The sequence below is a fragment of the Jiangella endophytica genome, assembly GCF_003427025.1.
Classification (GTDB): Bacteria; Actinomycetota; Actinomycetes; order Jiangellales; family Jiangellaceae; genus Jiangella; species Jiangella endophytica.
The window spans coordinates 160,203-183,344 of sequence record NZ_QVAI01000001.1; the positions used below are offsets into that span (position 1 = coordinate 160,203).

A 23,142-nucleotide genomic window follows, 5' to 3' on the forward strand; every position below is an offset into this window, starting at 1 on the left:
ACAAGCTGTTCAAGGGTCAGGCCTGAGTCCGTCGTGATCGAGATCCCCGACGACCTCCACCCGGCCTGCCTGCCGATCGCGTGGCTGCTCGGCCGCTGGGAGGGCGCCGGCCTCGGCGACTACCCGACGATCGAGGCGTTCCGGTTCGGCCAGGAGGTCGAGTTCGGCTACGTGCCGGACAAGCCGTTCCTCACCTATCGCAGCCGCAGCTGGATCCTCGACGACGACGGCAACCTCGTACGGCCCGCGGCGCGCGAGACCGGCTATTGGCGGCCGCAGGAGAACGACGAGATCGAGGTGCTGCTCACGCACCCGACCGGGTTCGTCGAGATCTACATCGGCCAGACCGAGCCGGCCCGCGTCGAGTTGGCCACGCGGGGCGTGCTGAAGACCGAGACCGCCAAGGACTACCGCACCGGTCACCGGCTCTATGGGCTGGTCGACGGCGCCCTCATGTACGTCTACGAGATGTCGGCCATGGGCCACGAGTTGCAGCCGCACCTGTCGGCCGAGCTCAAGCGGGTCGCCGGCGCGAGCGAAGCCCGGGACTGATTCGCGCTCTCCGGGCGTTGGGACCTATATGGATGCCTACCGCAGCCCGCTGCTCGACCTTCACGGAGCCGTCGCGGCCACCGAGCCCGACGAAGGCGTCGCCGCGCACTACGGCGACCCGTTCCGCGAGCAGCGTCGTCTCGTGGCCGGCGAGGGCGCCGTCGATCTCTCGCACCGCGGCGTCCTGCGAGTCAGCGGCCCCGATCGCCTGACGTGGTTGCATCAGCTGATCACTCAGCACGTCGAGCACCTCGCGCCGCACCGGGCCACGTCCGCGCTGGTCCTCGACGCCAACGGCCGCGTCGAGCACGCGCTCTACGGCGTCGACGACGGCGAGGCGTTCTGGTTCCACGTGGAGCGGTCCTCCGCCGAGCCACTGCGCGACTACCTGGAGAAGATGAAGTTCTGGTCCCAGGTCGAGGTCGCCGACGTGACCGACGAGTACGCCGTCGTCTGGGAGCCGGTGACAGCACCGTCCGGCCGCCACCTCGCCCGGGTCACCGAGCGCGGCCGCGACGTGTTCGTGCCGCGCGCCGAGCTGGCCGCCTACGTCGCCGAGCCCGCCGGCGTCTGGGCGTACGAGGCGCTGCGCATCGAGGCGCACGAACCGCGCCAGGGCCTCGACACCGACGACCGCAGCATCCCCCACGAGGTCGGCTGGATCGGTACCGCCGTCCACCTCGACAAGGGCTGCTACCGCGGCCAGGAGACCGTCGCGCGCGTGCACACGCTCGGCCGGCCGCCGCGCCGCCTCGTGCTGCTGCACCTCGACGGCTCCGTCGACACCCTCCCCGAGCACGGCGACCCCGTCGAGTTCGACGGCCGTACCGTCGGCACCGTCGGCTCGGCCGCCCGCCACCACGAGCTGGGCCCCGTCGCGCTGGCCGTGGTGAAGCGGAACACCCCGGTCGACGCCCAGCTGCTGGCCGGCGGGGTGGCCGCCGGCCAGGAGGTCGTCGTCGACCCCGAAGCCGGCCTGCACGTACGGGCCCAGCTCCGCTGAGCCGCTACGACGTCCGCCAGCCGAACCGCGGCTCGTAGCCGAGCACGCGGCGGGCCTTCTCGATCGACAGCAGGGTCTCGTGGTCGCCGAACTCGCGGCGCCGCTCCACACCCGGGAACACCTCGTCCAGCAGCTCGCCGTTGGGCCGCTCCATGACGGTGTCGGCGTTGGCGATGACGAACACGTCGGCGCCGGTCAGCGGGGCCTCGAGAGCCAGCCTGATGGCCTGCGCGGCGTCGCGGGCGTCGATGTAGCCCCACAGGTTCCACTTCCGCAGCAGCGGGTCGTCCTGGAACGACGCGAACCGCGCGTAGTCCTCCGGGTCCATGACGTTCGACAGCCGCAGCCCGATGATCTTCCGCTCCGGGTCCGACCGGCAGAACTGCTCGGCTATCGTCTCGCCGACCAGCTTGGACAGCGAGTAGGCCGTCTCCGGCCGGCCCGGGTACCCCTCGTCGACGGGGACGTACGGCGGCGGGGTGTCGAACGGCAGCCCGAGCACCGTCTCGCTGGACGCCCACACGATGTTCTTGATGTCCAGCTGCCTGGCCGCCTCGAAGACGTTGTAGGTGCTCAGCGTGTTCACCGAGAACGTGACGGGGTTGGGCGCCAGCCCCGGCGCGCGGATCGCGGCCAGGTGCACGATGCCCGTGACGCCGTCGACGCGGTCGTCGATGCCGGCGAACGCCGCCACCGTCTGCCCGTAGTCGGCGAGGTCGACGCGGCTGTGCCGGACCGACGGGTCGGCCGGCGGCGCGAGGTCGACCGAGACGACGTCGTAGCCGTGCGCCGTCAGGTCGGCGATGCAGGCCCGGCCGGCCTGGCCGCTGCCACCGGTCACGATGATCATGGGGTGTCCTTTCGGGCGAGGATCAGGTGTCGAGGAGCAGCGTCACCGGGCCGTCGTTGACCAGGCTGACCCGCATGTCCGCGCCGAAGACGCCGGTCTCGACCGGCGCGCCGAGCCCGCGCAACGCGGCGACGAACTCGGCCACGAGCGGTTCGGAGACCGGCCCCGGCGCCGCCGCGCCCCACGACGGGCGGCGGCCCTTCGCGGTGTCGGCGTAGAGGGTGAACTGGCTGACCACGAGGATCGGCGCGCCGACGTCCGACGCGGACCGCTCGTCGGCCAGGATCCGCAGGCCCCAGACCTTGCGGGCCAGCTTGGCGGCGCTGCCGGGGCTGTCGTCGTGGGTCACGCCGACGAGGACCAGCAGGCCCTGCCCCTCCGGCTCGATCGCGCCGACCACCTCGCCGTCCACCGACACCGATGCCGACGTCACCCGCTGCACGACCGCTCGCATGGCACGCATCGTCGCACGGCCGCGCGGGCCCGAACGCGGCGGCCGATGGCCGCCAGCAGCGCCCGGAGCGCCACCGGAGGATCGAGGGCATGAACACGCGACTCCCTCTGGACGGCCGAGTGGCCATGGTGATCGGCGGCAGCCGCGGCATCGGCGCGGCGGTGGTCCACCGGCTGGCCCGCGATGGCGCCGATGTCGGTTTCACCTATCTCAGCGACACCGTCGCCGACCGGTTCGGCCGGCTCGACATCCTGGTCAACAACGCCGCGCGCTACCCGGTCGGGCCGATCGACGAGTTCGGCGTCGAGGAGTTCGACCGCACCGTCGCGGTGAACGTCCGCGCCCCGTTCGTCGCGGCGACGGCGGCCGCCCGGCACATGACCGGCGGCGGCAGCATCGTCACCGTCGGCAGCCTGGTCGCCGACCGGACCGTGTTCCCCGGCTACGGGCTGTACTCGATGAGCAAGACCGCTCTGGTCGGGCTGACGAAGGGGCTGGCGCGTGACCTCGGCGGACGGGGCATCCGGGCCACGCTGGTCCATCCCGGGCCGACGGACACCGACCTCAACCCGGCGGACGGGCCGTACTCCGACGTCATCCGGTCGCACACCGCGCTGGGCCGGTACGCCGCCCCGGACGAGATCGTCGCGACCGTCGCCCACCTCGCCGGCGACGAGGGCCGCTTCATCACCGGATCGTCGGTGCTGGTGGACGGTGGTTTCACCATCTGACGGCCGGGCCGGCCCGCGGCTCGTGACAGGATCGTCGCACCCGATAGCGCCGAGAAGACGAGGAGCGACATGCACGCGGGCGACGCCGTCCTGATGGCTGAGGTGGTCCGGTCGGGGCTGGTGGAGTCCCGGCACCGCGGCTCGGTGGTCGCGCTGGCTGCCGACGGGTCGGTGGCGTTCGCCGCCGGCCGCGCCGACGCGCCGATGTACCCGCGCTCGTCGAACAAGCCCGTGCAGGCGGCGGCGATGCTCCGGCTGGGGCTGCCGCTGGACGGCGAGCTGCTGGCGCTCGCCGCGGCCAGCCACTCCGGCGAGCCGATCCACCTCGACGGCGTGCGGCGCATCCTGGCGCTCGGCGGCCTGGACGAGTCGGCGCTGCGGAACACCCCGGGCTTCCCGATCGACCACGACACGATGGTCGACTACGTGCGCAAGAACGGCGAGCCGTCGTCGCTGACCGCCGACTGCTCGGGCAAGCACGCCGCGATGCTGCTGACCTGCGTCGTCAACGAATGGCCGACGGAGTCCTACCTGGCCCCGGCGCATCCGCTGCAGGTCGCGATCCACGACACCGTCGGCGCGCTGGCCGGCACGCCGGTCGCCCACACGGGCGTCGACGGCTGCGGCGCGCCGCTGTTCGCCGTAGCTCTCGTCGACCTGGCGCGGATGTTCCGGTCGCTCGCGCTGGCGCCGCAGGGGACGCCGGAACGGCGGGTGGCCGACGCGATCCAGGCACACCCGGAGTACACGAGCGGTACGACGCGCGACGAGGTGCGGCTGATCCGCGGGGTGCCCGGCCTGTTCGCCAAGGGCGGCGCCGAGGCCGTCCTCGCCGCCGCGCTCGACGACGGCCGCGCCGTCGCCGTCAAGATCGACGACGGCGACGCTCGCGCCCGCATGCCGGTCCTGGTCGCCGCCCTCCGGCGCCTCGGCGTGGAGGCGCCGGTGCTGGACGAGCTCGCCACCGCCCCCGTCCTCGGCGGTGGCCACCCCGTCGGCACCCTCCGCCCCGCCGTCGACTGGCCCGCCTGAACGGCGTCGATCAAGGGGTTGGTTGTGACGTCAGCTGGCAGGGTCGTACTGGAACGCGCGCACCTCCTGCGCGCACCGGCAGGCGGTCGCGATCTTCGCGGCCCATTCCCGTGCCGCCTCGCGGGAGGCACCTCGAGGACCGTGTAGCCGCCTTCGAGCTGCTTCGTCTGCGGGTACGTACCCTCGGTCACCGTGCCGTCGCCGTCGACCAGGACAGGCGGAACGCTCTCGTCGATTCCGCCGCCGAACACCCAGACTCCGGCGTTCTTCGCCTCCTCCACCACCGCGTGCGACGCATCCGACATCGCCTGCAGATCCTCGTCGCGAAGGACCATCGCGCCGCTCGGGAACGAGATCGGGTACTTCGTCATCGCGCCGACTCCTTCATCGCACGTCAGGGATCGGACACATCGTCCTCGACCCGGGCGCGCGACGCGCACGAGACTCGCACGCGCACTCCTCGCACGCCGAGTCGCACCGGGAGCTGTGGGAGAGTGGGCCGGTGAGTGACCTGCGCGCCCGCCGGCACCTCGCGACCCGCGGCGAGATCGTCGAGGCCGGGCTGCGGCTGTTCGACGAGCGGGGCTACGACGCGGTGACGATGGAGCAGATCGCGTCCGCCGCCGGGGTGTCGCGGCGGACCCTGTACCGCCACTTCCCGACCAAGGACCGCATCCTGCTGGACCTCCCGGTCGAGTGGATGACGATGTGGGACGAGGTGGTCGACGACGTCGAGGCCGACCTGCCGGCGCGAGCCGTGATCGAGCGCGCCGCCCGCGTCATCGGGGAGCGGCTGGACGCCGAGAGCACGCGCATCCGGACCGCCTGGCGGATCATCGACGCCGTTCCCGCCCTCGAGGCGGCCTTCCTCGCCAACCCGGCCTGGATCGCTCGGGTGGTCACGGTCTTCGAGGATCCGGCGCGGGGAGCGGCGCTCGACCGGCGAACCGCCGTGGTCGTCGCGGGCGCCTACCTGGGGGCGTTGGACGCGGCGATGATGCACTGGGCGGCCGGGGGCGGCGACGGCACCGTCACCGACGCCGTCGAACTGATCCTCGACCGGCTGGCACCGATCTGGACGTGACCGGGGGTCGTTGACGAACGTGGCACATCGTGCCAGAGTGGCACTATGACGCATGCTCGCCACCGTCCCCTCGTCGGCTGGTCTCTGCTGGGCATCGCCGCCGTTCACGTCCTGGTCGCGCCGGCGCTGTACCCCGAATCGCTGCGCTCGACCTGGGAGGCCGGGGTCCTGCTGGCGGTCGAGAGCGACGCCGTGCTGATCGCCGAACGCGGGGTGGGCTTCTGGTACGTGACGGCCGGGCTCGGCATCGGACTGCTGGGCTGCATGGTGCTCGCCTTCGAACGTCGGGGCGAGCCACTGCCCCGGGGGCTCGGCTGGGGGCTGCTCGCGCTGATGGCGTGGGGCGTCGCCCTCATGCCGGCCTCAGGCTTCTGGGCGTTCGCCGTCCCCGCCGTGCTCGCCCTGCGCCGGGCCCCGGCGACGCGGCCGTCCCCGACGAACGTCCGAGGAGCAACGCCATGAAGCTGCCGATCGAGGCACACACCGGCCGCCCCTGGCTGGTGCACGAGATCGCACCGGAGTTCCAGGTCGAGGACGTGTGGGCGCTGCCCACGCGGGGCGGGCCGGACGACTTCCCGCGGCTGGTCGAGGCGTTCGACACGCTGCCGTTCCCCGAGCAGGCGCCGCTGCCGATCCGGGCGCTCTGGGCGGCGCGCTGGAAGCTGGGGGAGCTGTTCGGGTGGGACGACCCCTCGAGCGCGGTCGGCGCACGGGTGCCGTCGCTGCGCGAGCGGCTGCCGGCCGGCGCCGAGGCGCCGGCGGAGGACGGCGCGTTGTCCGGGACGCCCTTCGAGACGGTGTACGTGCGGCCGTTCGAGTACGCGGCGGAGATGGCCAACGAGACCGTGCACGCCGTTCTCCACCTCGGCTGGGTCGAGGACGGCGCCGGCGGCCACCGTGGCCAGCTGGCCGTCCTGGTGCGACCGCACGGCCGGCGGGGTGCGTTCTACCTGGCCGCCATCAAGCCGGTGCGCCTGGCGCTGGTCTACCCGGCGCTGCTCCGGCTGCTCGGCCGGCGCTGGCGCGAGCTCACGGACGAGGCCGCGGCACGTCCCGCGCGCTGATCGGCCGCGCGGTCACGGCCGGGTACGCCGCCGCAGAGCCCAGCGCAGCAGCATCGTGACGGCGAGGACGGCCGCACCCGCCACCACCGTGCGCCAGGGCAGCGACGCCGCCAGCAGCACGCAGGACGCCAGTCCGGCGGCGGACAGCCAGCGCGGCCACCGGCGCTCGGCGGGGGCCAGCCGCCATGACGCGGTATTGGCGACGGCGTAGTACACGAGCACGGCGAACGCGCTCGCCGCGAGCGTCGTCGCGAGGTCGCCGATCAGCACGAACAGCACCGTGACGACGGCCGAGACGAGCTCGGCGACGTGGGGGACGTGGCGGCGGGAGTCGACGGTGGCCAGCCGGCGCGGCAGGTCGCCGGACGACGCCATCGCGAATGCCGTCCGCCCGACCCCCGCCTGCAGGGACAGCAGCGCCCCCAACGCCGCCACCGCCGCACCCGCGGCCACGACCGGCTCCAGCCAGCCGGCGCCGGCGGCCGCCGCCACCGCCCGCAGCGGCTGCGCCGACTCCGCCGTCCCCGACGCGCCGAGCACCAGCAGCACCGTCAGGCCGACCACCGCGTAGAGCACCAGCGTCGCCGTCAGCGACACCACCACGGCGCGGGGGATCGCCGCCGGGTCGCGCACCTCCTCGCCCAAGGTCGTGATGCGCGCGTACCCGGCGAACGCGTAGAAGAGCACCGCGGCGGAGCCGAGCACGCCCAGCACCCCGCCCGCCGACGCGGGACCGTCCGGCCACGACGGCGCCACGCCCGCACCGGCCAGCCCGGTCACGACGACCACCACCAGCACGGCGACGACGGCCGCGACCAGCGCCGCGCCGACCCGCGCCGTCTTCGTCACCCCGGCCAGGTTGACCGCCGTCACCACCACGACCGCGGCCAGTGCCACCGGCACCGGACGCGCCGGCCACAGGTATGCGCCCGCCGCCAGCGCCGCCGTCGCGCACGACGCCGACTTCCCCAGCACGAACGCGTACCCCGCCAGCGCGCCCCACGCGTCGCCGAGGCGCTGCCGGCCGTAGTGGTAGGCGCCGCCGGCCTGCGGGTGCACGGCGGCCAGCTGCGCCGTCGACGTCGCGTTGCAGAACGCGACGAAGGCGGCGACGGCCAGGCCGGCCAGCAGCCACGCGCCGGCGGCCGACGCCGCCGGCTGCCACGCGACGAAGACGCCGGTGCCGATCATCGCGCCGAGCCCGACGGCGACGGCGTCTCCGGTGCCGAGGCGTCTGGCCAGCCGCGAGTCCGGTTCTCGTGTCACGGCACCATCCTCTGCCGCGGAAGCAACGCCAGGGGAACGGGCGGCGACCGAACCGTGACCGGGTGGCGAACGCCGCAGAGGTCTGGACCACGTACGCTGGTTGGGTGCGATCGTCCCGCCGCCTCGGGTGGCGCATTGGGCTGCCGGCGGTGATCCTCATCATCGCCGCACTCAGCATGGCCCCGTCGCGCGGGACCGTCCTCCCACTACGAGCCGACGGCGTCATGGTCGAGCCTGGTGGAGCCATGGCCACCGTCCCGGCCGGCTCCGACGCCGCGTTCGTCCCCGGCACCAGCGTGCTCAGCACCGAGGACCGCTCCGACCCCGCCGTCGCCGCCCGCATCGACGACGATCGCCGCTGGCTGGCCGGCGGCGAGATTCCCGGCCACGGCTCCCGCTATCACGCGATGTCCGAGCGGGCGCTGCTCGACCTGCGTGCGCTGACGTCGCCGACCGGCGCGCTGATGGCCGCCCCGGTCACCGCCTGGCGCCACGTCTGGCCCCGCGACGCGTCGTTCGCGGCCGCCGCCTACGCCGTCACCGGGCACGACCAGGAGGCCGCCGACGTGCTCGGCTTCCTCGCCCGCGTCGCCCCGGCCGACGGCGAGTGGGAGGCCCGCTACCTCGCTGACGGCTCCGGCCCGCCCGACGACCGGCCCAAGCAGCTCGACAGCGCCGGCTGGGTGCTGTGGGCGGTCTGGCTGGTGTCGCGCACGGCCGAGCCGGACGTCGCCGCCGAGGTGCTCGAGGACCTGCGGCCCGCCGTCGTCGCGTCGGCCAACGCGATCGTCCGCTCCCTGGAGGACGACGGCCTGCCGGAGCCGTCGTCGGACTACTGGGAGAAGGAGGAGACGGAGCTGACGCTCGGGGTGGCGGCGCCGCTGTCGCTCGGGTTGCGTTCCGCGCTCGCGCTGGCGCCGCTCATGGGCGTCGACGACCCGTTCGTCTGGAGCAACGCCGCCCGCCGCCTCGACGAGGCGATCGTGCGCGAGTTCGGCGCCCAGGGCTACCCCCGCACCCTGCCCGACGGCGGCGCCGACGCCGCGGTGACGTTCCTCGCCCCGCCGTTCGCGCCGTCGACGCCGGAGGTGAGCTCCGCGGTGCGGGCGACCGAGCTGGCGCTGCGGGTCCCCAACGGCGGCCACCGCCCGGGCGAGGCCTGGCGCAAGGACGTCGACGTCGCGTGGACGCCCGAGACCGCGCTGCTGGCGCTCGCGCTGGCCGGCAACGGCGACCACGAGGACGCCGACCGGCTGCTGACGTTCCTCGACAGCTACCGCACGCCACTCGGCTCACTGCCTGAGAAGGTCGACTCCGAGGCCACTCCGGCCTCCGTCGCCCCCCTCGCGTGGACGTCGTCGCTGGTGCTGCTCACGCTCGCCGAACTGGAGGACGGCCTCCCGGTCGTGCCGGCCGCGCATTAGTCGCCGTTCCATGATCATCAACCGTTGGCGACGTCATGGCGTCGCTGACGGTTGATGATCATGGTGGGTGCAGGGTTCCGGCCGGTTGGGGACGTGGGCTTCTCGTTTGGCCGGCGCGCCGGTGCGCCGTGTGTTCGGTGCGCCAGTGCGCCGGCGCGACGGTGGGCGGGGTGCCCCAGTGCCCCAGTGCGCCGGCGCGACGTGGGTCGGTGGGTCGGTGGGCGGGTGCCCCCAGTGCGCCGGCGCGACGGTGGGTCGGTGGGCCGGCGCGACGTGGGTCGGTGGTCCGGTGGGTCGGTGGGCGGGTGCCCCAGTGCGCCGGCGCGACGGTGGGTCGGTGGGCGGGTGCTCGTTGCGGTCGGTGGGCGGGTGCGTCGGTCGGCGGGTGGGCCGGTGGGCGGGTGCTCGCTGCGGTCGGTGGTCGTCGATCGCCGTTGTCGGGTGTGGCGGTCGTTGGTGGGCGTGGGGCGGGCGTCTCGTTCTGGAGGTCGGCGCGACGGTGCCCGTCGCTCGGGTGTCGGCTGGGTTGGCTGTGGTTCCCGGGCCTCGTGGTGCCCGTCGCGGCAGGTGTGGTGTCCACGGAGTGAGATTTTCCGGCGATTCGGGGGCCATGCCCAGGACTGTGTTCGCTCTGCGAGGCATGCATGCCTGGTGGAGCGTGAGCACACCTGCTGAACGTGATCATTTCCGGGAGGGTTGGGCCGGGGACGGCGGTCGCGTGGGCCCACGGTCGGCGGGCGGACCGGGACCACGCCAGCGGAGCCCGAGGCGTGTCCAGACTCGCCCCGTCCCCCTGATAACTGCCAGGTTCTTGGCCGCGGAATCGCGGGTCAAGCGGTCATCGTCGGCGCGAAGCGCCCAATGGTCCGCTTGAGGCGCGGTTGCGCGGCTGAGAACATGGGCAGCAGGGGGACGGCCAACGGCACGAACCCAACACACGTCCACCCGGCCCACGAAACGCCGGCCCACCAGCAGACCAAGCCGACCGCGCCGCCGGCCCGAGCCACCGAGCCGGGCCACCGAGCCGGGCCACCGAGCCGGGCCACCGAGCCGGGCCACCGAGCCGAGCCGCCGGCCCGAGCCGCCGAGCCGCGCCGCCGAGCCGGGCCGCCGAGCCGCGCCGCCGAGCCGGGCCGCCGAGCCGCGCCGCCGAGCCGCGCCGCCGAGCCGGGCCGCCGAGCCGCTCCCACTCACTCCTCTCCGCTAACCCCCGCTTGCAAATGCTTGCAAGAGTTAGCTACCGTCGTAGGTATGACGAAGGCAGGGATCGGTGAGTTCCTCCGCGAGCAGCGGCGCACCGCGCAGCTCTCGCTGCGGCAGCTGTCCGACCTCGCCGGCGTCAGCAACCCGTACCTGAGCCAGATCGAGCGTGGCCTGCGCAAGCCGTCGGCCGAGGTGCTCCAGCAGATCGCGAAGGCGCTGCGGATCTCCTCCGAGGCGCTCTACGTCCGGGCCGGGCTGCTGGACGAACCCAGCGGCGACCACAGCGTCGAGGACGCCGTCCTGGCCGACCCGGGCCTCGACGAGCAGCAGAAGCGTGCGCTGCTCGACGTGTACGCGTCGTTCCGTGCGGCCAACGCCGCGTGGCACGGCACCGAGAGAGAAGGGTGATCCCCATGACCACCGACACCACCCAGCCCACCACCCAGCCCACCACCGACCGCAAGCCGCTCTTCGCCGCCGCCGGCGCCGCCGAGGCAGCCGTCGATGCGCTGCGCCACCTGCCCGGCCGCGTCGCCGAGGCCGTCAACGACGAGAAGCTGCGCGCTGAGTTCCGCACCCGGTTCGCCGACCTGCCGGCCGACGTGAAGGTGTTCCGCGAGGGCCTGCCCGACCTCCTGCTGTCGGCTCAGGCCAAGGCCGCCGACCTGCCGCAGAAGGTGCGCGATCTGTTCGCCGACGCCGGTCGCGAGGCCGGCAGGGCCTACGAGGAGTTCGCGACCCGCGGCGAGGGCGTCATGACGAAGTTCCGCGCCGAGTACGGTCCGGCGGTCGAGAACGCCGTCGCGAACGTGCGCGGCCGGGTGGCCGACGCCGCCGACGAGGTCGCGGAGATCACCGAGAAGGCCGCCGACGACCTGAAGACCAAGCGCTGACCTGGGCGATCGGCGGCAGATCAGCGGTTCAGCGGCCGCCGCCGATCACGTAGAGTGGGAGAGGTGAATATGTTCGGGGATTTTCAGTCCTGGATCCTGATCCTCTTGGGCATCGGTGCGCTGGGGCTGAAGGGGTACGCCTTCATCGACGCGCTCCGAGTCCCCACGCAGGCGTTTCCGGCCGCGGGCAAGTGGACCAAACCCATCTGGCTGGGCATCCTCGGCGTCGCCCTGCTGGTCGAGATCGCACTGTTCCCCACGCCACTGTTCTTCGTGAACCTGCTGGGTGTGGTGGGTGCGGCGGTGTACCTCGTCGACGTGCGGCCGGCCGTGCGGCAGTTCGGTGGCGGCCGCCGCAACGGCAACACCCACGACGGGCCCTACGGCCCCTGGTGACCAGGTAGCAGCAAGGCCTGCCGGCCAGGTCCTCAACGCCGGCGAGGGGTGGGGGACAACAGCGCGAACGCGTCCTCGCCCAGCGCGAAGAAGGCGTCGTGATCGGCCAGGGCTGTGGAGGACGACGCCGCGGCCTGCATGACGAACACGTACCGCTCGCCGTCGGCCCGCTCGCCGTACCACGACGCCGTCACCACGCCGGGCGCGCTGCCGCCCTTGTAGCTGACGTACGGCCAGTCGCCGTTGTCGATGGTCACGCCGCGGTTCTGCCCGAGCACGGACCGCAGCACCTCGTCCGGCCCGCGAGCGTGCAGGGCCGCCTGCGCCGCGCACACGTCGCTCGCGGAGCCGAACCAGTCGACGCCGGAGTCCCAGGCCGGATCGGCGATGTCGCGCCCGGTCACCAGCAGCGGCCCGCCGGGCAGCGCGGCCAGCATCCGCGATCGTGCCGCCGCGCCCGCCCGCGCCCAGTCGTCGCGCAGGTTCAGCGGCCCCCAGCCGACGGTGAAGAACTCGCGGGTGGTGAGGAACGGACGGTTGAGGTCCGGCCGTGCGTGCCCCATCGTCGTCATCGCGTCCTCGACGGCGGCCCGCCCGACGCGGTCCATCAGCAGTTCCGCCGCGGTGTTGTCACTGATCGCGATCATCGCCGTGGCCGCACGACGCACCGTCACCCGGGTGCCGTCGGGCTCGTCCTGCAGCTCGCCCGACGGCAGGCTGCGCAGCCCGCCGCCGACGGTGAGCTCGTCGTCCCAGGAGAGCTCACCGGCGTCGACGGCGGCAGCGACGGCGCCGAGCACGTACAGCTTGAAGATGGACGCCATCGGCCGCTCCGTGCCGGGGTCGAGCTGTGCCACCGCTTCGCAGCTGCCGTCGTCGGCGATGCGGGCCGCCAACATGCCGACGTCGGCGTCCAGCGCGGTCAGCCGGCCGCTCAGCTCGTCCCAGGACGTGGCGGGAGCCGGGGCCGCCGAGGTGGCGGAGGACGAGGTCGGGGAAGGTGTGGGGGCCGCCAGGGTCGGCGTGGGCGCCGGTGCGTCGTCCGTCGCACAGCCCGCCGCCAGTGCCACGATCGCCGCGAGTGTGACGGCGGTGCGGCGCATCCGGCCACTCTACGGAACTTCGCCCGCAGCGAACTCCGGGGTCAACAGGCCCATCGAGTGGAACATCGGGTACCCGGCGTGGTGTTCTTGCAGGCACAGTAAGTACGAAGGATCCGCTACCCCCGTCTCGTTCCAGGACCTCCGCGGAGAGAGAAGCGGCCGGCGGATATAGCATCGAATGGTCAGATGTGGAGTCCCCGTCTCCACAGCCGACCGCTCGGCAAGGAGCGCCACTGATGTTCGAGAGGTTTACCGACCGCGCGAGGCGTGTTGTCGTCCTGGCCCAAGAAGAGGCCCGGATGCTCAACCACAACTACATCGGCACCGAGCACATCCTCCTGGGCCTCATCCACGAGGGCGAGGGTGTGGCGGCGAAGGCGCTCGAGAGTCTCGGCATCTCGCTCGAGGCCGTGCGCCAACAGGTCGAGGAGATCATCGGCCAGGGTCAGCAGGCGCCCAGCGGGCACATCCCGTTCACGCCGCGGGCCAAGAAGGTGCTGGAGCTGAGCCTGCGCGAGGCGCTGCAGCTCGGCCACAACTACATCGGCACCGAGCACATCCTGCTCGGCCTCATCCGTGAGGGCGAGGGCGTCGCCGCCCAGGTGCTGGTGAAGCTCGGCGCCGATCTCAACCGCGTCCGCCAGCAGGTCATCCAGCTGCTGTCGGGCTACCAGGGCGGCAAGGAGGCGGCCACCGCCGGTGCCGGCCCCCAGGGCGAGGCGCCGTCCAGCTCGCTCGTTCTCGACCAGTTCGGCCGCAACCTGACCCAGGCCGCCCGCGAGGGCAAGCTCGACCCGGTCATCGGCCGCGAGAAGGAGATCGAGCGGGTCATGCAGGTGCTGTCCCGCCGCACCAAGAACAACCCCGTGCTCATCGGTGAGCCCGGCGTCGGCAAGACCGCCGTCGTCGAGGGGCTGTCGCAGGCCATCGTCAAGGGCGAGGTGCCCGAGACGCTGAAGGACCGGCACGTCTACACGCTCGACCTCGGCGCCCTGGTGGCGGGCTCCCGCTACCGCGGTGACTTCGAGGAGCGGCTGAAGAAGGTCCTGAAGGAGATCCGCACCCGCGGCGACATCATCCTGTTCATCGACGAGATCCACACGCTCGTGGGTGCCGGCGCTGCTGAGGGTGCCATCGACGCGGCCTCGATCCTGAAGCCGATGCTGGCTCGGGGCGAGCTGCAGACCATCGGCGCCACCACGCTCGACGAGTACCGCAAGTACGTCGAGAAGGACGCCGCTCTCGAGCGCCGGTTCCAGCCCATCCAGGTGCAGGAGCCGACCCTCGCCCACACCATCGAGATCCTCAAGGGTCTGCGCGACCGTTACGAGGCGCACCACCGGGTGTCCATCACCGACGGCGCGCTGGTGGCGGCGGCGCAGCTGGCCGATCGCTACATCTCCGACCGCTACCTGCCCGACAAGGCGATCGACCTCATCGACGAGGCCGGTGCCCGGCTGCGCATCCGTCGCATGACGGCGCCGCCGGACCTGCGCGAGTTCGACGAGCGCATCGCCGAGGTGCGGCGCGAGAAGGAGTCCGCGATCGACTCGCAGGACTTCGAGAAGGCCGCGTCGCTGCGCGACAAGGAGAAGCAGCTCATCGCGCAGAAGATCGAGCGCGAGAAGCAGTGGAAGGCCGGCGACCTCGACGTCGTCGCCGAGGTCGACGACGAGCTGATCGCGGAGGTGCTGGCGTTCTCGACCGGCATCCCGGTGTTCAAGCTCACCGAGGAAGAGACCTCGCGCCTGCTCCACATGGAGGACGAGCTGCACAAGCGGATCATCGGCCAGGAGGACGCCATCTCGGCGCTGTCCAAGTCGATCCGCCGCACTCGCGCCGGCCTGAAGGACCCGAAGCGTCCCGGTGGCTCGTTCATCTTCGCCGGCCCGTCCGGTGTCGGTAAGACCGAGCTGTCCAAGACGCTGGCCGAGTTCCTGTTCGGCGACGAGTCCGCGCTCATCCAGCTGGACATGAGCGAGTTCTCCGAGAAGCACACCGTCTCGCGGCTGTTCGGCTCGCCGCCCGGCTACGTCGGGTACGAAGAGGGCGGCCAGCTGACCGAGAAGGTGCGGCGGCGTCCGTTCTCCGTGGTGCTCTTCGACGAGGTCGAGAAGGCCCACCCCGACATCTTCAACTCGCTGTTGCAGGTGCTCGAGGACGGCCGGCTCACCGACGCGCAGGGCCGGGTCGTGGACTTCAAGAACACCGTGATCATCATGACCACGAACCTGGGGACCCGCGACATCGCCAAGGGCGTCAACCTCGGCTTCTCGGCCGCTGACGACACCTCGGGCAGCTACGACCGCATGAAGGCGAAGGTCACCGAAGAGCTCAAGCAGCACTTCCGGCCCGAGTTCCTCAACCGTGTCGACGACATCGTCGTGTTCCACCAGCTGACCCAGGACGAGGTGCTGCGCATCGTCGACCTGCGGATCGCCGAGCTGGACGAGCGGCTGCGCGACAAGGACATGGGCCTCGAGCCGACCCAGGCGGCCAAGGAACTACTGGCCAAGCACGGGTTCGACCCCGTCCTGGGTGCCCGGCCGCTGCGCCGGACCATCCAGCGCGAGATCGAGGACACCCTGTCGGAGAAGATCCTCTTCGGCGACCTGAAGGCGGGCGAGCTCGTGCTGGTCGACGTCGAGGGCGAGGGCGCCGAGGCGACGTTCACCTTCACCGGCAGCCCGAAGTCGGAGCTGACCGACGTCGCCTCGCCGGTCGGTGCGGGCGCCGCAAGTGGCACGGCCGCGGCGACCAAGCGCGAGAAGACGTCGTAACGGCGTCACAGGAACGGCCCCGGAGCATCCGTGCTCCGGGGCCGTTTCGCGTGCTGAGCGCGAGCCGTCAGGCTCAGCTGTTGATGTCGATGTCGCACTCGTCCTGAGCGTGCTGGGTGATGTTCTCCATCGCCGTCATGAACGCCTCGGGGTCGTCAGCCGCGGCTGCCTCCGGGTCCTCGATGGCAGTCGCGAACGTCTCCCAGTCGGCCTTGATGTCGTCGGGAGCGGCGTCGACGACCTCCTGGACGCGGTTGGCGGCCTCTTCCATCGCCGCCTCGTCGCTGGGGTCGAAGTCGGACAGCCCGCTGTCGTCGCTGAGCAGGTCGCAGTAGTCAGAACCGCCGTCGCTGCTACACGCGGTCAGGCCGAGGACGAGGGCGGCCGCCGCACCGAGCAGCGAGGCGGACCGGGTGGATCGAGACATAGTGGAACTCCTGTGTGGGGTGTCATGATTGGTCAAACCCCGGCGACATTACCCGATCTGTCCGACAGGGTGGGCACGAACCCTGAAGGTCCTAGAGTGGTGCGCGTGAGCGACCGCGAAATCGAGTGCTGGCTGACCGACATGGACGGCGTCCTCGTGCACGAGGACCGCGCCATCCCCGGGGCCGCGGATTTCCTGCGCCGCCTCGTCGATCGTGAGCGCCGGTTCCTGGTGCTCACCAACAACTCCATCTACACGCCCCGCGACCTCGCCGCCCGGCTGGCGCGCAGCGGGCTCGACCTCCCCGAGCAGTCCATCTGGACCTCCGCTCTCGCGACGGCGCAGTTCCTCGACGACCAGCACCCGGGCGGCACGGCGTACGTCATCGGCGAGGCGGGGCTGACGACGGCGCTGCACGAGATCGGCTACGTGCTGACCGACATCAAGCCCGACTACGTCGTGCTCGGCGAGACCCGCACGTACTCCTTCGAGGCGATCACCAGGGCGATCCGGCTGATCGGCGACGGCGCCAGGTTCATCGCGACCAACCCCGACTCCACCGGTCCGTCGCAGGACGGCCCGCTGCCGGCCACCGGCGCCGTCGCCGCCATGATCACCCGGGCCACCGGCCGCGACCCCTACTACGTGGGCAAGCCGAACCCGATGATGTTCCGCAGCGCGATGAACGCCATCGAGGCGCACTCGGAGATGACGGCGATGGTCGGCGACCGCATGGACACCGACGTCGTCGCCGGCATGGAGGCCGGGCTGCGCACCTACCTGGTGCTGACCGGCTCGACCGCCCGCGCCGACATCGGCCGGTTCCCGTTCCAGCCGAACCACGTGGTCAACTCGGTGGCCGACCTCATCGACGTGATCTGACCCAGCCGTCGGCGACGAACCGGTCCGCGTGCCGCTCGCCGTCGAACACCGGCTTGCCGCGGGTGCGCACCTTGACGTCGTCGACGTAGACCCCACGGCCCTGGTAGAGCGCGTCGGTGACGTAGCGCCAGCGCAGGATCGTGTCGCCGTCGCCGGGCAGGCCCGCGCGCACGGTCCACCACTGCCGGCCCTGGTCACCGCTGACGACGCCGTCGGCGGCGTCGAGGTGGTCGCGACCGGCGCGGGCGGTGAACGGCACCGGCGTCCAGGTGGCGCCGTCGTCGGTGGACCGCTCCAGCGTGAGCCGGTCGGTCGACTCGGTGTCGACGAACAGGTCGAACAGCAGCGTCGAGCTGCCGGACAACTCGACCGGCAGGCTGAGCGTCGACGTCGTCGCGTCGGCCTCATGAGCCCGCCAGGCGTCGTCGCCGGAGCGCGGCTCGACGGACAGCGCGTAGGCCAGCTCGTGCGCGACCGCCCGCCGGGCCGGGTTGATCGTGCCCCAGCTGCGCGACGGGTGCACGCGGTTGGTCAGCAGGATCACGAACGAGCGCGACTGCGGATCGATGACCATGCTCGTTCCGGTGAAGCCGGTGTGCCCCGCCGTCGACGGTGACGCCAGCGCGGCCATGTACCAGCGCTGATCGAGCTCGAAGCCCAGCCCGTGCGCGTTGCCGGGGAAGGTGGTGTTCTCGTCGGTGAGCATCGCCTCGACGGTGTCCGGCCGCAGGATCCGCTCGCCGCCGTAAGCGCCCCCGTTGAGGATCGCCTGCGCCAGCCGAGCGAGATCCTGCGCCGTGCCGAACACGCCGGCGTGCCCCGCGACGCCGTTCAGGGACCAGGCGTTCTCGTCGTGCACCTCGCCGCGGACGATGCCGCGCGGTGGCGCCGCCTGGAACTCCGTCGCCGCGATGCGGTCGAGCTCGGACGCGGGCGGGTTGTAGCCCGTGTCGGTCATGCCGAGCGGCCCGGTGACGCCGCCGGCGACCAGCGCGTCGAGCGTCTCACCCGTGACGGCCTCGGCGATCAGCCCGGCGGTGATCATGTTGAGGTCGGAGTAGAGGTACGTCGTGCCGGGCGGGTTCGCCGGGGTGGTGTTCAGGACGGCGGCGATCCGCGCCTCCGGCGTCGGCCAGTCGCGCCACAGCGGCAGCCAGGAGACCAGCCCGCTGGTGTGCGTCAGCAGCTGCCGGACGGTGATCGCCTCCTTGCCGTTGGCGGCGAACGCCGGCAGGTACCGCGTGACCGGGGCGTCGAGGTCGACCCGGCCGGCCTCGACCTGCTGGAGCACGACGATCGTGGTGAACAGCTTCGACACCGACGCGAGGTCGTAGATCGTGTCGGTGCCGGACGCGACCCACTCGTCCCGCGGCAGCTCCGCGCCGGCGCCGTCGGCGAACCGCAGCGCCCAGCCGGCGGCGTCCTCGGCGACGACCCGGCCATCGTGCGCGGCCAGCACCGTCATGCCGGAGTACAGCGGATGCGTGCCGCCCGGCGGGGTCTCGGTGTACCCCGCGGCCGCGTCGACCAGCGCGTCGACGCGGTCCGGGTCCAGGCCGACGTCCGCGGGCGCGGCCGCGCGCAGCGTCGTCCGGGCGGACATGAAGTCGTCGTGCGGGCGGTCGAACCGGCCGGCGTCGTCGCCGTGCGCGTTCGCCGGCGCGCCGGCCCCGAGCATGGCGGCAGCGAGAAGGGTCACGAGGACGATTCTGCGCCCCGTCATCGCCGGCCCCGGTACAGCAGGTACGGCTGGCGCCGGCGGTCGAACTCGGCCAGCTCGTCCTGCCACGACGCGACGATCTCGTCCGTCGACGCCCCGCCGTCGACCATCACCCGCAGCCGCTCGGACCCGTGCAGCTTGTGGATGAAGCCGTCGCTGGTGCCGCCGCCGCGCCACGCGAAGGCGTCCGGGTAGCGGTGTTTCGCCGTGACCAGCATGGCGACTCCGGTGCGGACCGGGTCGAACGCGGCCGGGTCGGTCACGTGCAGCTGGACGCCGCCGTTGACCACGCCGACGTTCTTGCTGATCCACGGCACGAAGTAGGCCTCGCGGAAGTCGACCCCGGGCAGCCCGGCCGCGTTGAGGTCGTCGGCCCAGTGGTAGGTGCCGTACGGCGCGCCGATCAGCTCGAACGGCCGCGTGGTGCCGCGGCCCTCCGACGCCGTCGTCCCCTCGAACACGCAGGTGCCCACGTAGACCTGCGCGGTGTCGGGCGTCGGCACGTTCGGGCTGGGCAGCACCCACGGCAGGCCGGTGTCGGCGTAGCGGGAGTCCGGCCGCCACCGGCGCATCGTCACGACCTCGAGGTCCTCGACGGAGGCGCCGGCGTCGTCGGGCAGGAACTCGGTGTTGAAGAACCGGGCCAGCTCGCCGACGGTCATGCCGTGCTGCTGGACGATGTAGCGCTGCCCGATGCCCGACTCGAACCCGGGGAACAGCATCGGCCCGGCCGCCGTCCCCCCGACCGGGTTCGGCCGGTCCAGCACGACGAACCTCAGGCCCATGCGGGCCGCCGCTCGCATCGCCGACCACATGGTCCAGATGTAGGTGTAGAACCGGGCGCCGACGTCCTGGATGTCGAAGACCACGACCTCGACGTCCGCCTCGGCGAACATCCGCATGAAGCCGGCCTCCTGCGCGCCGTACGCGTCGTACACCGTCACGCCGGTACGGGGGTCGATCGTGGTCTCCTCCGCCTCACCGGCCTGTGCCGAGCCGCGGAACCCGTGCTCCGGGCCGAACACGCCGGCGATGTTCACGTTGCCGGAGGCGACCATGCTGTCGACGATGTGCGACCCGTCCGGCAGGATCCCGGTCGGGTTCGAGATGACGCCGACGCGATGGCCGGACAACGCCGTCCAGCCGTCGTCGGCCAGCCGCTGTGCGCCCGTCAGCACGGCTCGGGCCGGGTCGTTGCCGGCCGCGAACGCGACTGACGGTGCGGCGACGACGGCGGCACCGGCAGCGCCGGTCGAGGCGATGAACGTACGGCGGTCCATGGGGGCTCCTCGGGATGGTCGGGCGGGGGTCACCAGGTGAGGCCGTGGCCGATCGGGTAGAGCACGGTGCCGTCGGCGGCCGGGACGACCACCGGCAGCCGGCCGGCGGGGGAGAGCTCGCCGGTGAGCACCTTCGCGACGCTGCGCATCGACACCGTCGTCGATGAGTAGGCGGCGAGGAAGCCGGCCGACTCGGGCAGGTACGCGACGTCGTAGGCGTTGCGCGCGGCGACCGCGACGACAGGGTGCCCGGTGGCGGCCAGCTCGGCGACCAGCCGGCGCTGCCGTCCCTCGGGGTCCGTCGTGACGGTGTCCCAGGCGTTCGAGGTGATGACGACGGTGAGGTCGTGCGCGGGCGCGGCCTGGACGGCGGCCGCGATGGCGGCGTCGCTGGGCCTGGTGCCGACGGCTTGGACGTCGACGCTCGCGCCCCCGCTGCCGCGGAGGGCGGCGGCGAGGTCGTTGCCGGCGGCGGTGTTCGTCGTGACGACGTTGATCCTGCTCGCCGGGTCGACGGGCAGGATGGCCGCGCCTTCGCCGTCGGTGTTGCGCAGGGCGGTGACCGTCGGGTCGGTGATGCGCTGCGCGGCGGCCTGGTGCGCGCGGACGCCGACCGTGCGGGCCACCCGGTCGACGTCGACCTGCTCGGCGTCGGTGAGACCGCGCTTCCACTTCAGCTCGAGGATCCGCTCGACGCTCTCGTCCAGCCGGTCCTCGCTGATCTCGCCGTCGCGGACGGCCTGCAGCACCGCCTGGTACATGACGTCCATGTCGCCGTCCTTCGGGACCAGCAGCTGGTCGACGCCGGCCTGCAGCGCGAGCACCGGGACCCGGGCCGGGCCGAAGCCCTGGCGCACGCCCTCCATGTTCAGCGCGTCGGTGACGACGACGCCGTCGTAGCCGAGCTCGTCGCGCAGCAGCCCGGTGATGATCGGCGCGGACAGCGTCGCCGGGACTCCGGTGGGGTCGAGGCTGTCGACGACGATGTGCGCCGTCATGATCACGTCGATCCCGGCGTCGATGGCCGCCTCGAACGGCGGCGCGTCGATGGTCTCCCACTCCTGCCGGGTGTGGTCGATCTCCGGCACGCCGTAGTGGCTGTCGGTCGTGGTGTCGCCGTGGCCGGGGAAGTGCTTCGCGGCCGCCGCAACGCCCTGGCCGGCCTGGTAGCCGGCCACCTGCGCGGTGACGTAGTCCGCTGCCACCCCGGGGTCGGAGCTGAAGCTGCGCACGCCGATGACCGGGTTCGCGGCGTTGACGTTGACGTCGGCGACCGGCGCGAAGTTCTGGTTGATGCCGACGGCGCGCAGCTCGCGGGCGGTGATGCGGGCCGCCTCGCGGGCGGCGTTCGTGCTGCCGCCGGCCGCCAGCGCCTGCGCGCCCGGGAACTGCGTCGCCGGGGCCGGCATCCGGGCGACGATGCCGGTCTCCTGGTCGGTCGAGACGATCAGCGGCGGCCCGCCGGTCGCGGTCGCCGTCCGTTGCAGGTCGTTCGAGAGCTGGGCGATCTGCCCCGGGCTGTTGACGTTGCCCGCCCACGCGAAGTAGATGACGCCGCCGAGGTGGTACTTCTCGACCACGTCGGCCGGGGTGCCGACGCCGTAGGCGGCCTGGTTGCTGGCGCGCTGAGCGGCGGTGACGGTGTGCGCGTCGGCCCCGTACACCTGCACGACGAACAGCTGGCCGACCTTCTCCTCCAGCGTCATGTCCGCCAGCTGGGCGGCGACCCACTCGGTCCCCTCGTCGTCCGCGGCCGCTGGGCCGGCCAGCGTCGGCGAGACGAGGAGCGCGGCTGCGGTCGTGGCGACGGCGGCGCGTAACAGGCTGCGACGGTGAATCCGGGGCATGCGGGCCTCCCAGCGGGATGGGCGGTTGCCGTTTTCAGCGAGCCGGCTTGTGGCGGAACGTAGCGAAATGATTACCGGCGGTCAAGAGTGGTCACGCCGGGAGCCTCCGCCCTCGCCCTCCGCCGGCTTCGCGCCACCTCTTGTCAGCCGGTCGGGGACGAGGCGGGGAGGCGGAAGAGGTCGCCGTCCAGAGGCTCGACCAGGCCGTCCGCGACCAACGCGTCCAGCGCGCGTTCCCGCTGCACCGGCTCGGCCCACGTCGCGTCCAGCAGGCGCTTCGGCACCGGGCCGGTCGATTCGCGCAGCACCGCCATCAGCCGGCCGCGGACCTGGCGGTCGGTGCCGTGCCACGCCTGGCCGCGCCGCGGCGGACCGTCGTCGGGAGGGGAGCCGGCCAGGCGCCAGGCGCACGACGCCGCGAGCGGGCAGGACGAGCACCGTGGCGAGCGAGCCGTGCAGACCAGCGCGCCCAGCTCCATGACGGCGACCGCCCAGCGCGGCGCCGTCTCCGCGTCGGGGACCAGCTCCAGCGCCATGCGCCGCTCGGCGGCCGTGGGTGCCGTCGGCGGGTACTGGGTGCCGGTGACGGCGCGCGCGAGCACGCGGCGGACATTCGTGTCGAGGACGACGTGCCGGGCGCCGAACGCGAACGACGCGACGGCGGCCGCCGTGTAGTCGCCGATGCCGGGCAGGGCGATCAGGTCGTCGTAGGACGCGGGAACGTCGCCGCCGTGTCGCTCGACGATGGCACCCGCGGCCGCGTGCAGCCGCAACGCCCGCCGCGGATAGCCCAGCCGCCCCCAGGCGCGGATCGCCTCGCCCGGTTCCTCGGCGGCGAGATCGGCCGGTCGCGGCCACCGGCGCAGCCACTCGTGCCACACCGGCTCGACCCGCACGACGGGGGTCTGCTGCAGCATGATCTCGCTCACGAGTACGCCCCACGGCGTCCGGTCGGGCGCGCGCCACGGGAGATCGCGCGCGTGCGCGGAGTACCAGGACAGGACGGCGGTGTGCATCGGACCCGAGTCTAAGCGCGCTCGGAGAGCGACCCACAAGGGGCAGAAAGGGACATTCCAAAACATCCTTCGACGACGTTTCGTAATGGTCGTTGACTCATGATCAGTCTCGTAGTTAGCGTCACTGACGCGCGT

Annotated in this window: 22 protein-coding genes and 1 pseudogene; 13 read left to right on the forward strand and 10 right to left on the reverse strand. The window is 72.6% G+C overall.

Going from position 1 to position 23,142, the window contains the following annotated elements:
- Nucleotides 1–33: 33 nt before the first annotated feature.
- Nucleotides 34–552 carry an FABP family protein gene (locus DZA62_RS00715; RefSeq protein ID WP_116946882.1) on the forward strand — a complete coding sequence of 173 codons (519 nt, stop codon included), beginning with the start codon at nucleotides 34–36 and terminating at the stop codon, nucleotides 550–552.
- Nucleotides 553–580: 28 nt separating this feature from the next.
- Nucleotides 581–1,555, forward strand: a complete 975-nt coding sequence (gene ygfZ / locus DZA62_RS00720) for a CAF17-like 4Fe-4S cluster assembly/insertion protein YgfZ (RefSeq protein ID WP_116946883.1) — start codon at nucleotides 581–583, stop codon at nucleotides 1,553–1,555.
- 4 nt (nucleotides 1,556–1,559) lie between these two features.
- Here ygfZ and DZA62_RS00725 read toward each other — a convergent pair whose 3' ends face one another.
- Both DZA62_RS00725 and dtd read right to left on the reverse strand, forming a co-directional pair.
- Nucleotides 1,560–2,405 carry an NAD-dependent epimerase/dehydratase family protein gene (locus DZA62_RS00725; RefSeq protein ID WP_116946884.1) on the reverse strand — a complete coding sequence of 282 codons (846 nt, stop codon included), beginning with the start codon at nucleotides 2,403–2,405 and terminating at the stop codon, nucleotides 1,560–1,562.
- 22 nt (nucleotides 2,406–2,427) lie between these two features.
- Nucleotides 2,428–2,859: a D-aminoacyl-tRNA deacylase gene (gene dtd, locus DZA62_RS00730; protein ID WP_116946885.1), complete on the reverse strand. Its 432-nt coding sequence runs from the start codon at nucleotides 2,857–2,859 to the stop codon at nucleotides 2,428–2,430.
- 89 nt (nucleotides 2,860–2,948) lie between these two features.
- Between dtd and DZA62_RS00735 the strand changes: the two genes are divergently transcribed.
- Both DZA62_RS00735 and DZA62_RS00740 read left to right on the forward strand, forming a co-directional pair.
- Nucleotides 2,949–3,590 carry an SDR family NAD(P)-dependent oxidoreductase gene (locus DZA62_RS00735; protein WP_116946886.1) on the forward strand — a complete coding sequence of 214 codons (642 nt, stop codon included), beginning with the start codon at nucleotides 2,949–2,951 and terminating at the stop codon, nucleotides 3,588–3,590.
- 69 nt (nucleotides 3,591–3,659) lie between these two features.
- Complete coding sequence (locus DZA62_RS00740; protein WP_116946887.1) at nucleotides 3,660–4,622, forward strand: asparaginase; 963 nt, start codon at nucleotides 3,660–3,662, stop codon at nucleotides 4,620–4,622.
- Between the two features lie 30 nt (nucleotides 4,623–4,652).
- Here DZA62_RS00740 and DZA62_RS37440 read toward each other — a convergent pair.
- A pseudogene (locus tag DZA62_RS37440) lies at nucleotides 4,653–4,993 on the reverse strand (YciI family protein).
- Nucleotides 4,994–5,124: 131 nt separating this feature from the next.
- Here DZA62_RS37440 and DZA62_RS00750 point away from each other — a divergent pair.
- Genes DZA62_RS00750 through DZA62_RS00760 form a run of 3 tightly spaced genes read left to right on the forward strand, consistent with a single transcriptional unit; the run spans nucleotide 5,125 to nucleotide 6,770 of the window.
- Nucleotides 5,125–5,706 carry a TetR/AcrR family transcriptional regulator gene (locus DZA62_RS00750; protein ID WP_157987388.1) on the forward strand — a complete coding sequence of 194 codons (582 nt, stop codon included), beginning with the start codon at nucleotides 5,125–5,127 and terminating at the stop codon, nucleotides 5,704–5,706.
- Between the two features lie 45 nt (nucleotides 5,707–5,751).
- A complete protein-coding gene (locus DZA62_RS00755; RefSeq protein ID WP_116946888.1) occupies nucleotides 5,752–6,168 on the forward strand; it encodes a DUF6463 family protein in 417 nt (138 codons plus the stop codon).
- The gene (locus tag DZA62_RS00760) at nucleotides 6,165–6,770 is read left to right on the forward strand and encodes a DUF2867 domain-containing protein (RefSeq protein ID WP_116946889.1); all 606 of its coding nucleotides are present in this window, start codon (nucleotides 6,165–6,167) and stop codon (nucleotides 6,768–6,770) included. Before DZA62_RS00755 ends, DZA62_RS00760 begins: the two co-directional genes overlap by 4 nt.
- 12 nt (nucleotides 6,771–6,782) lie before the next feature.
- Here the strand turns inward: DZA62_RS00760 and DZA62_RS00765 are convergent, their stop codons facing one another.
- Nucleotides 6,783–8,036, reverse strand: coding sequence for an APC family permease (locus tag DZA62_RS00765; protein ID WP_232827196.1), 1,254 nt, complete (start codon nucleotides 8,034–8,036; stop codon nucleotides 6,783–6,785).
- 104 nt (nucleotides 8,037–8,140) lie between these two features.
- Here DZA62_RS00765 and DZA62_RS00770 point away from each other — a divergent pair, with 104 nt between their 5' ends.
- The 4 genes from DZA62_RS00770 (at nucleotide 8,141) to DZA62_RS00785 (ending at nucleotide 11,952) form a co-directional block, all read left to right on the forward strand.
- Nucleotides 8,141–9,460 carry a glycoside hydrolase family 15 protein gene (locus tag DZA62_RS00770; protein ID WP_157987389.1) on the forward strand — a complete coding sequence of 440 codons (1,320 nt, stop codon included), beginning with the start codon at nucleotides 8,141–8,143 and terminating at the stop codon, nucleotides 9,458–9,460.
- 1,251 nt (nucleotides 9,461–10,711) lie between these two features.
- Complete coding sequence (locus DZA62_RS00775; protein WP_116946891.1) at nucleotides 10,712–11,071, forward strand: helix-turn-helix domain-containing protein; 360 nt, start codon at nucleotides 10,712–10,714, stop codon at nucleotides 11,069–11,071.
- Between the two features lie 5 nt (nucleotides 11,072–11,076).
- Complete coding sequence (locus DZA62_RS00780) at nucleotides 11,077–11,556, forward strand: hypothetical protein (protein WP_116946892.1); 480 nt, start codon at nucleotides 11,077–11,079, stop codon at nucleotides 11,554–11,556.
- 69 nt (nucleotides 11,557–11,625) lie between these two features.
- Entirely contained in the window at nucleotides 11,626–11,952 is a 327-nt protein-coding gene (locus DZA62_RS00785; RefSeq protein WP_232827246.1) for a DUF2516 family protein, read from the forward strand.
- Between the two features lie 32 nt (nucleotides 11,953–11,984).
- Here DZA62_RS00785 and DZA62_RS00790 read toward each other — a convergent pair whose 3' ends face one another.
- Nucleotides 11,985–13,055: a serine hydrolase gene (locus DZA62_RS00790; protein ID WP_116946894.1), complete on the reverse strand. Its 1,071-nt coding sequence runs from the start codon at nucleotides 13,053–13,055 to the stop codon at nucleotides 11,985–11,987.
- Nucleotides 13,056–13,291: 236 nt separating this feature from the next.
- Between DZA62_RS00790 and DZA62_RS00795 the strand changes: the two genes are divergently transcribed.
- Nucleotides 13,292–15,835 carry an ATP-dependent Clp protease ATP-binding subunit gene (locus tag DZA62_RS00795; protein WP_116946895.1) on the forward strand — a complete coding sequence of 848 codons (2,544 nt, stop codon included), beginning with the start codon at nucleotides 13,292–13,294 and terminating at the stop codon, nucleotides 15,833–15,835.
- Nucleotides 15,836–15,908: 73 nt separating this feature from the next.
- Here the strand turns inward: DZA62_RS00795 and DZA62_RS00800 are convergent, their stop codons facing one another.
- Nucleotides 15,909–16,262: a hypothetical protein gene (locus DZA62_RS00800; RefSeq protein ID WP_116946896.1), complete on the reverse strand. Its 354-nt coding sequence runs from the start codon at nucleotides 16,260–16,262 to the stop codon at nucleotides 15,909–15,911.
- A 141-nt stretch (nucleotides 16,263–16,403) separates the two neighbouring features.
- Between DZA62_RS00800 and DZA62_RS00805 the strand changes: the two genes are divergently transcribed.
- The gene (locus DZA62_RS00805) at nucleotides 16,404–17,144 is read left to right on the forward strand and encodes an HAD-IIA family hydrolase (RefSeq protein ID WP_408618040.1); all 741 of its coding nucleotides are present in this window, start codon (nucleotides 16,404–16,406) and stop codon (nucleotides 17,142–17,144) included.
- On the opposite strand, the gene DZA62_RS00810 is transcribed toward DZA62_RS00805, so the two are convergent.
- The 4 genes from DZA62_RS00810 to DZA62_RS00825 form a co-directional block, all read right to left on the reverse strand.
- Nucleotides 17,128–18,843, reverse strand: a complete 1,716-nt coding sequence (locus DZA62_RS00810; protein ID WP_198663286.1) for a serine hydrolase domain-containing protein — start codon at nucleotides 18,841–18,843, stop codon at nucleotides 17,128–17,130. The two genes, DZA62_RS00805 and DZA62_RS00810, sit on opposite strands and share 17 nt — an antisense overlap.
- Before the next feature lie 20 nt (nucleotides 18,844–18,863).
- On the reverse strand, nucleotides 18,864–20,144 hold the full coding sequence (locus DZA62_RS00815) for an exo-beta-N-acetylmuramidase NamZ family protein (RefSeq protein ID WP_116946899.1): 1,281 nt from the start codon (nucleotides 20,142–20,144) through the stop codon (nucleotides 18,864–18,866).
- Between the two features lie 29 nt (nucleotides 20,145–20,173).
- Complete coding sequence (locus DZA62_RS00820) at nucleotides 20,174–21,991, reverse strand: glycoside hydrolase family 3 protein (protein WP_116946900.1); 1,818 nt, start codon at nucleotides 21,989–21,991, stop codon at nucleotides 20,174–20,176.
- A gap of 143 nt (nucleotides 21,992–22,134) precedes the next feature.
- Nucleotides 22,135–23,007, reverse strand: a complete 873-nt coding sequence (locus DZA62_RS00825; RefSeq protein WP_198663287.1) for an A/G-specific adenine glycosylase — start codon at nucleotides 23,005–23,007, stop codon at nucleotides 22,135–22,137.
- Between the last annotated feature and the right edge of the window lie 135 nt (nucleotides 23,008–23,142).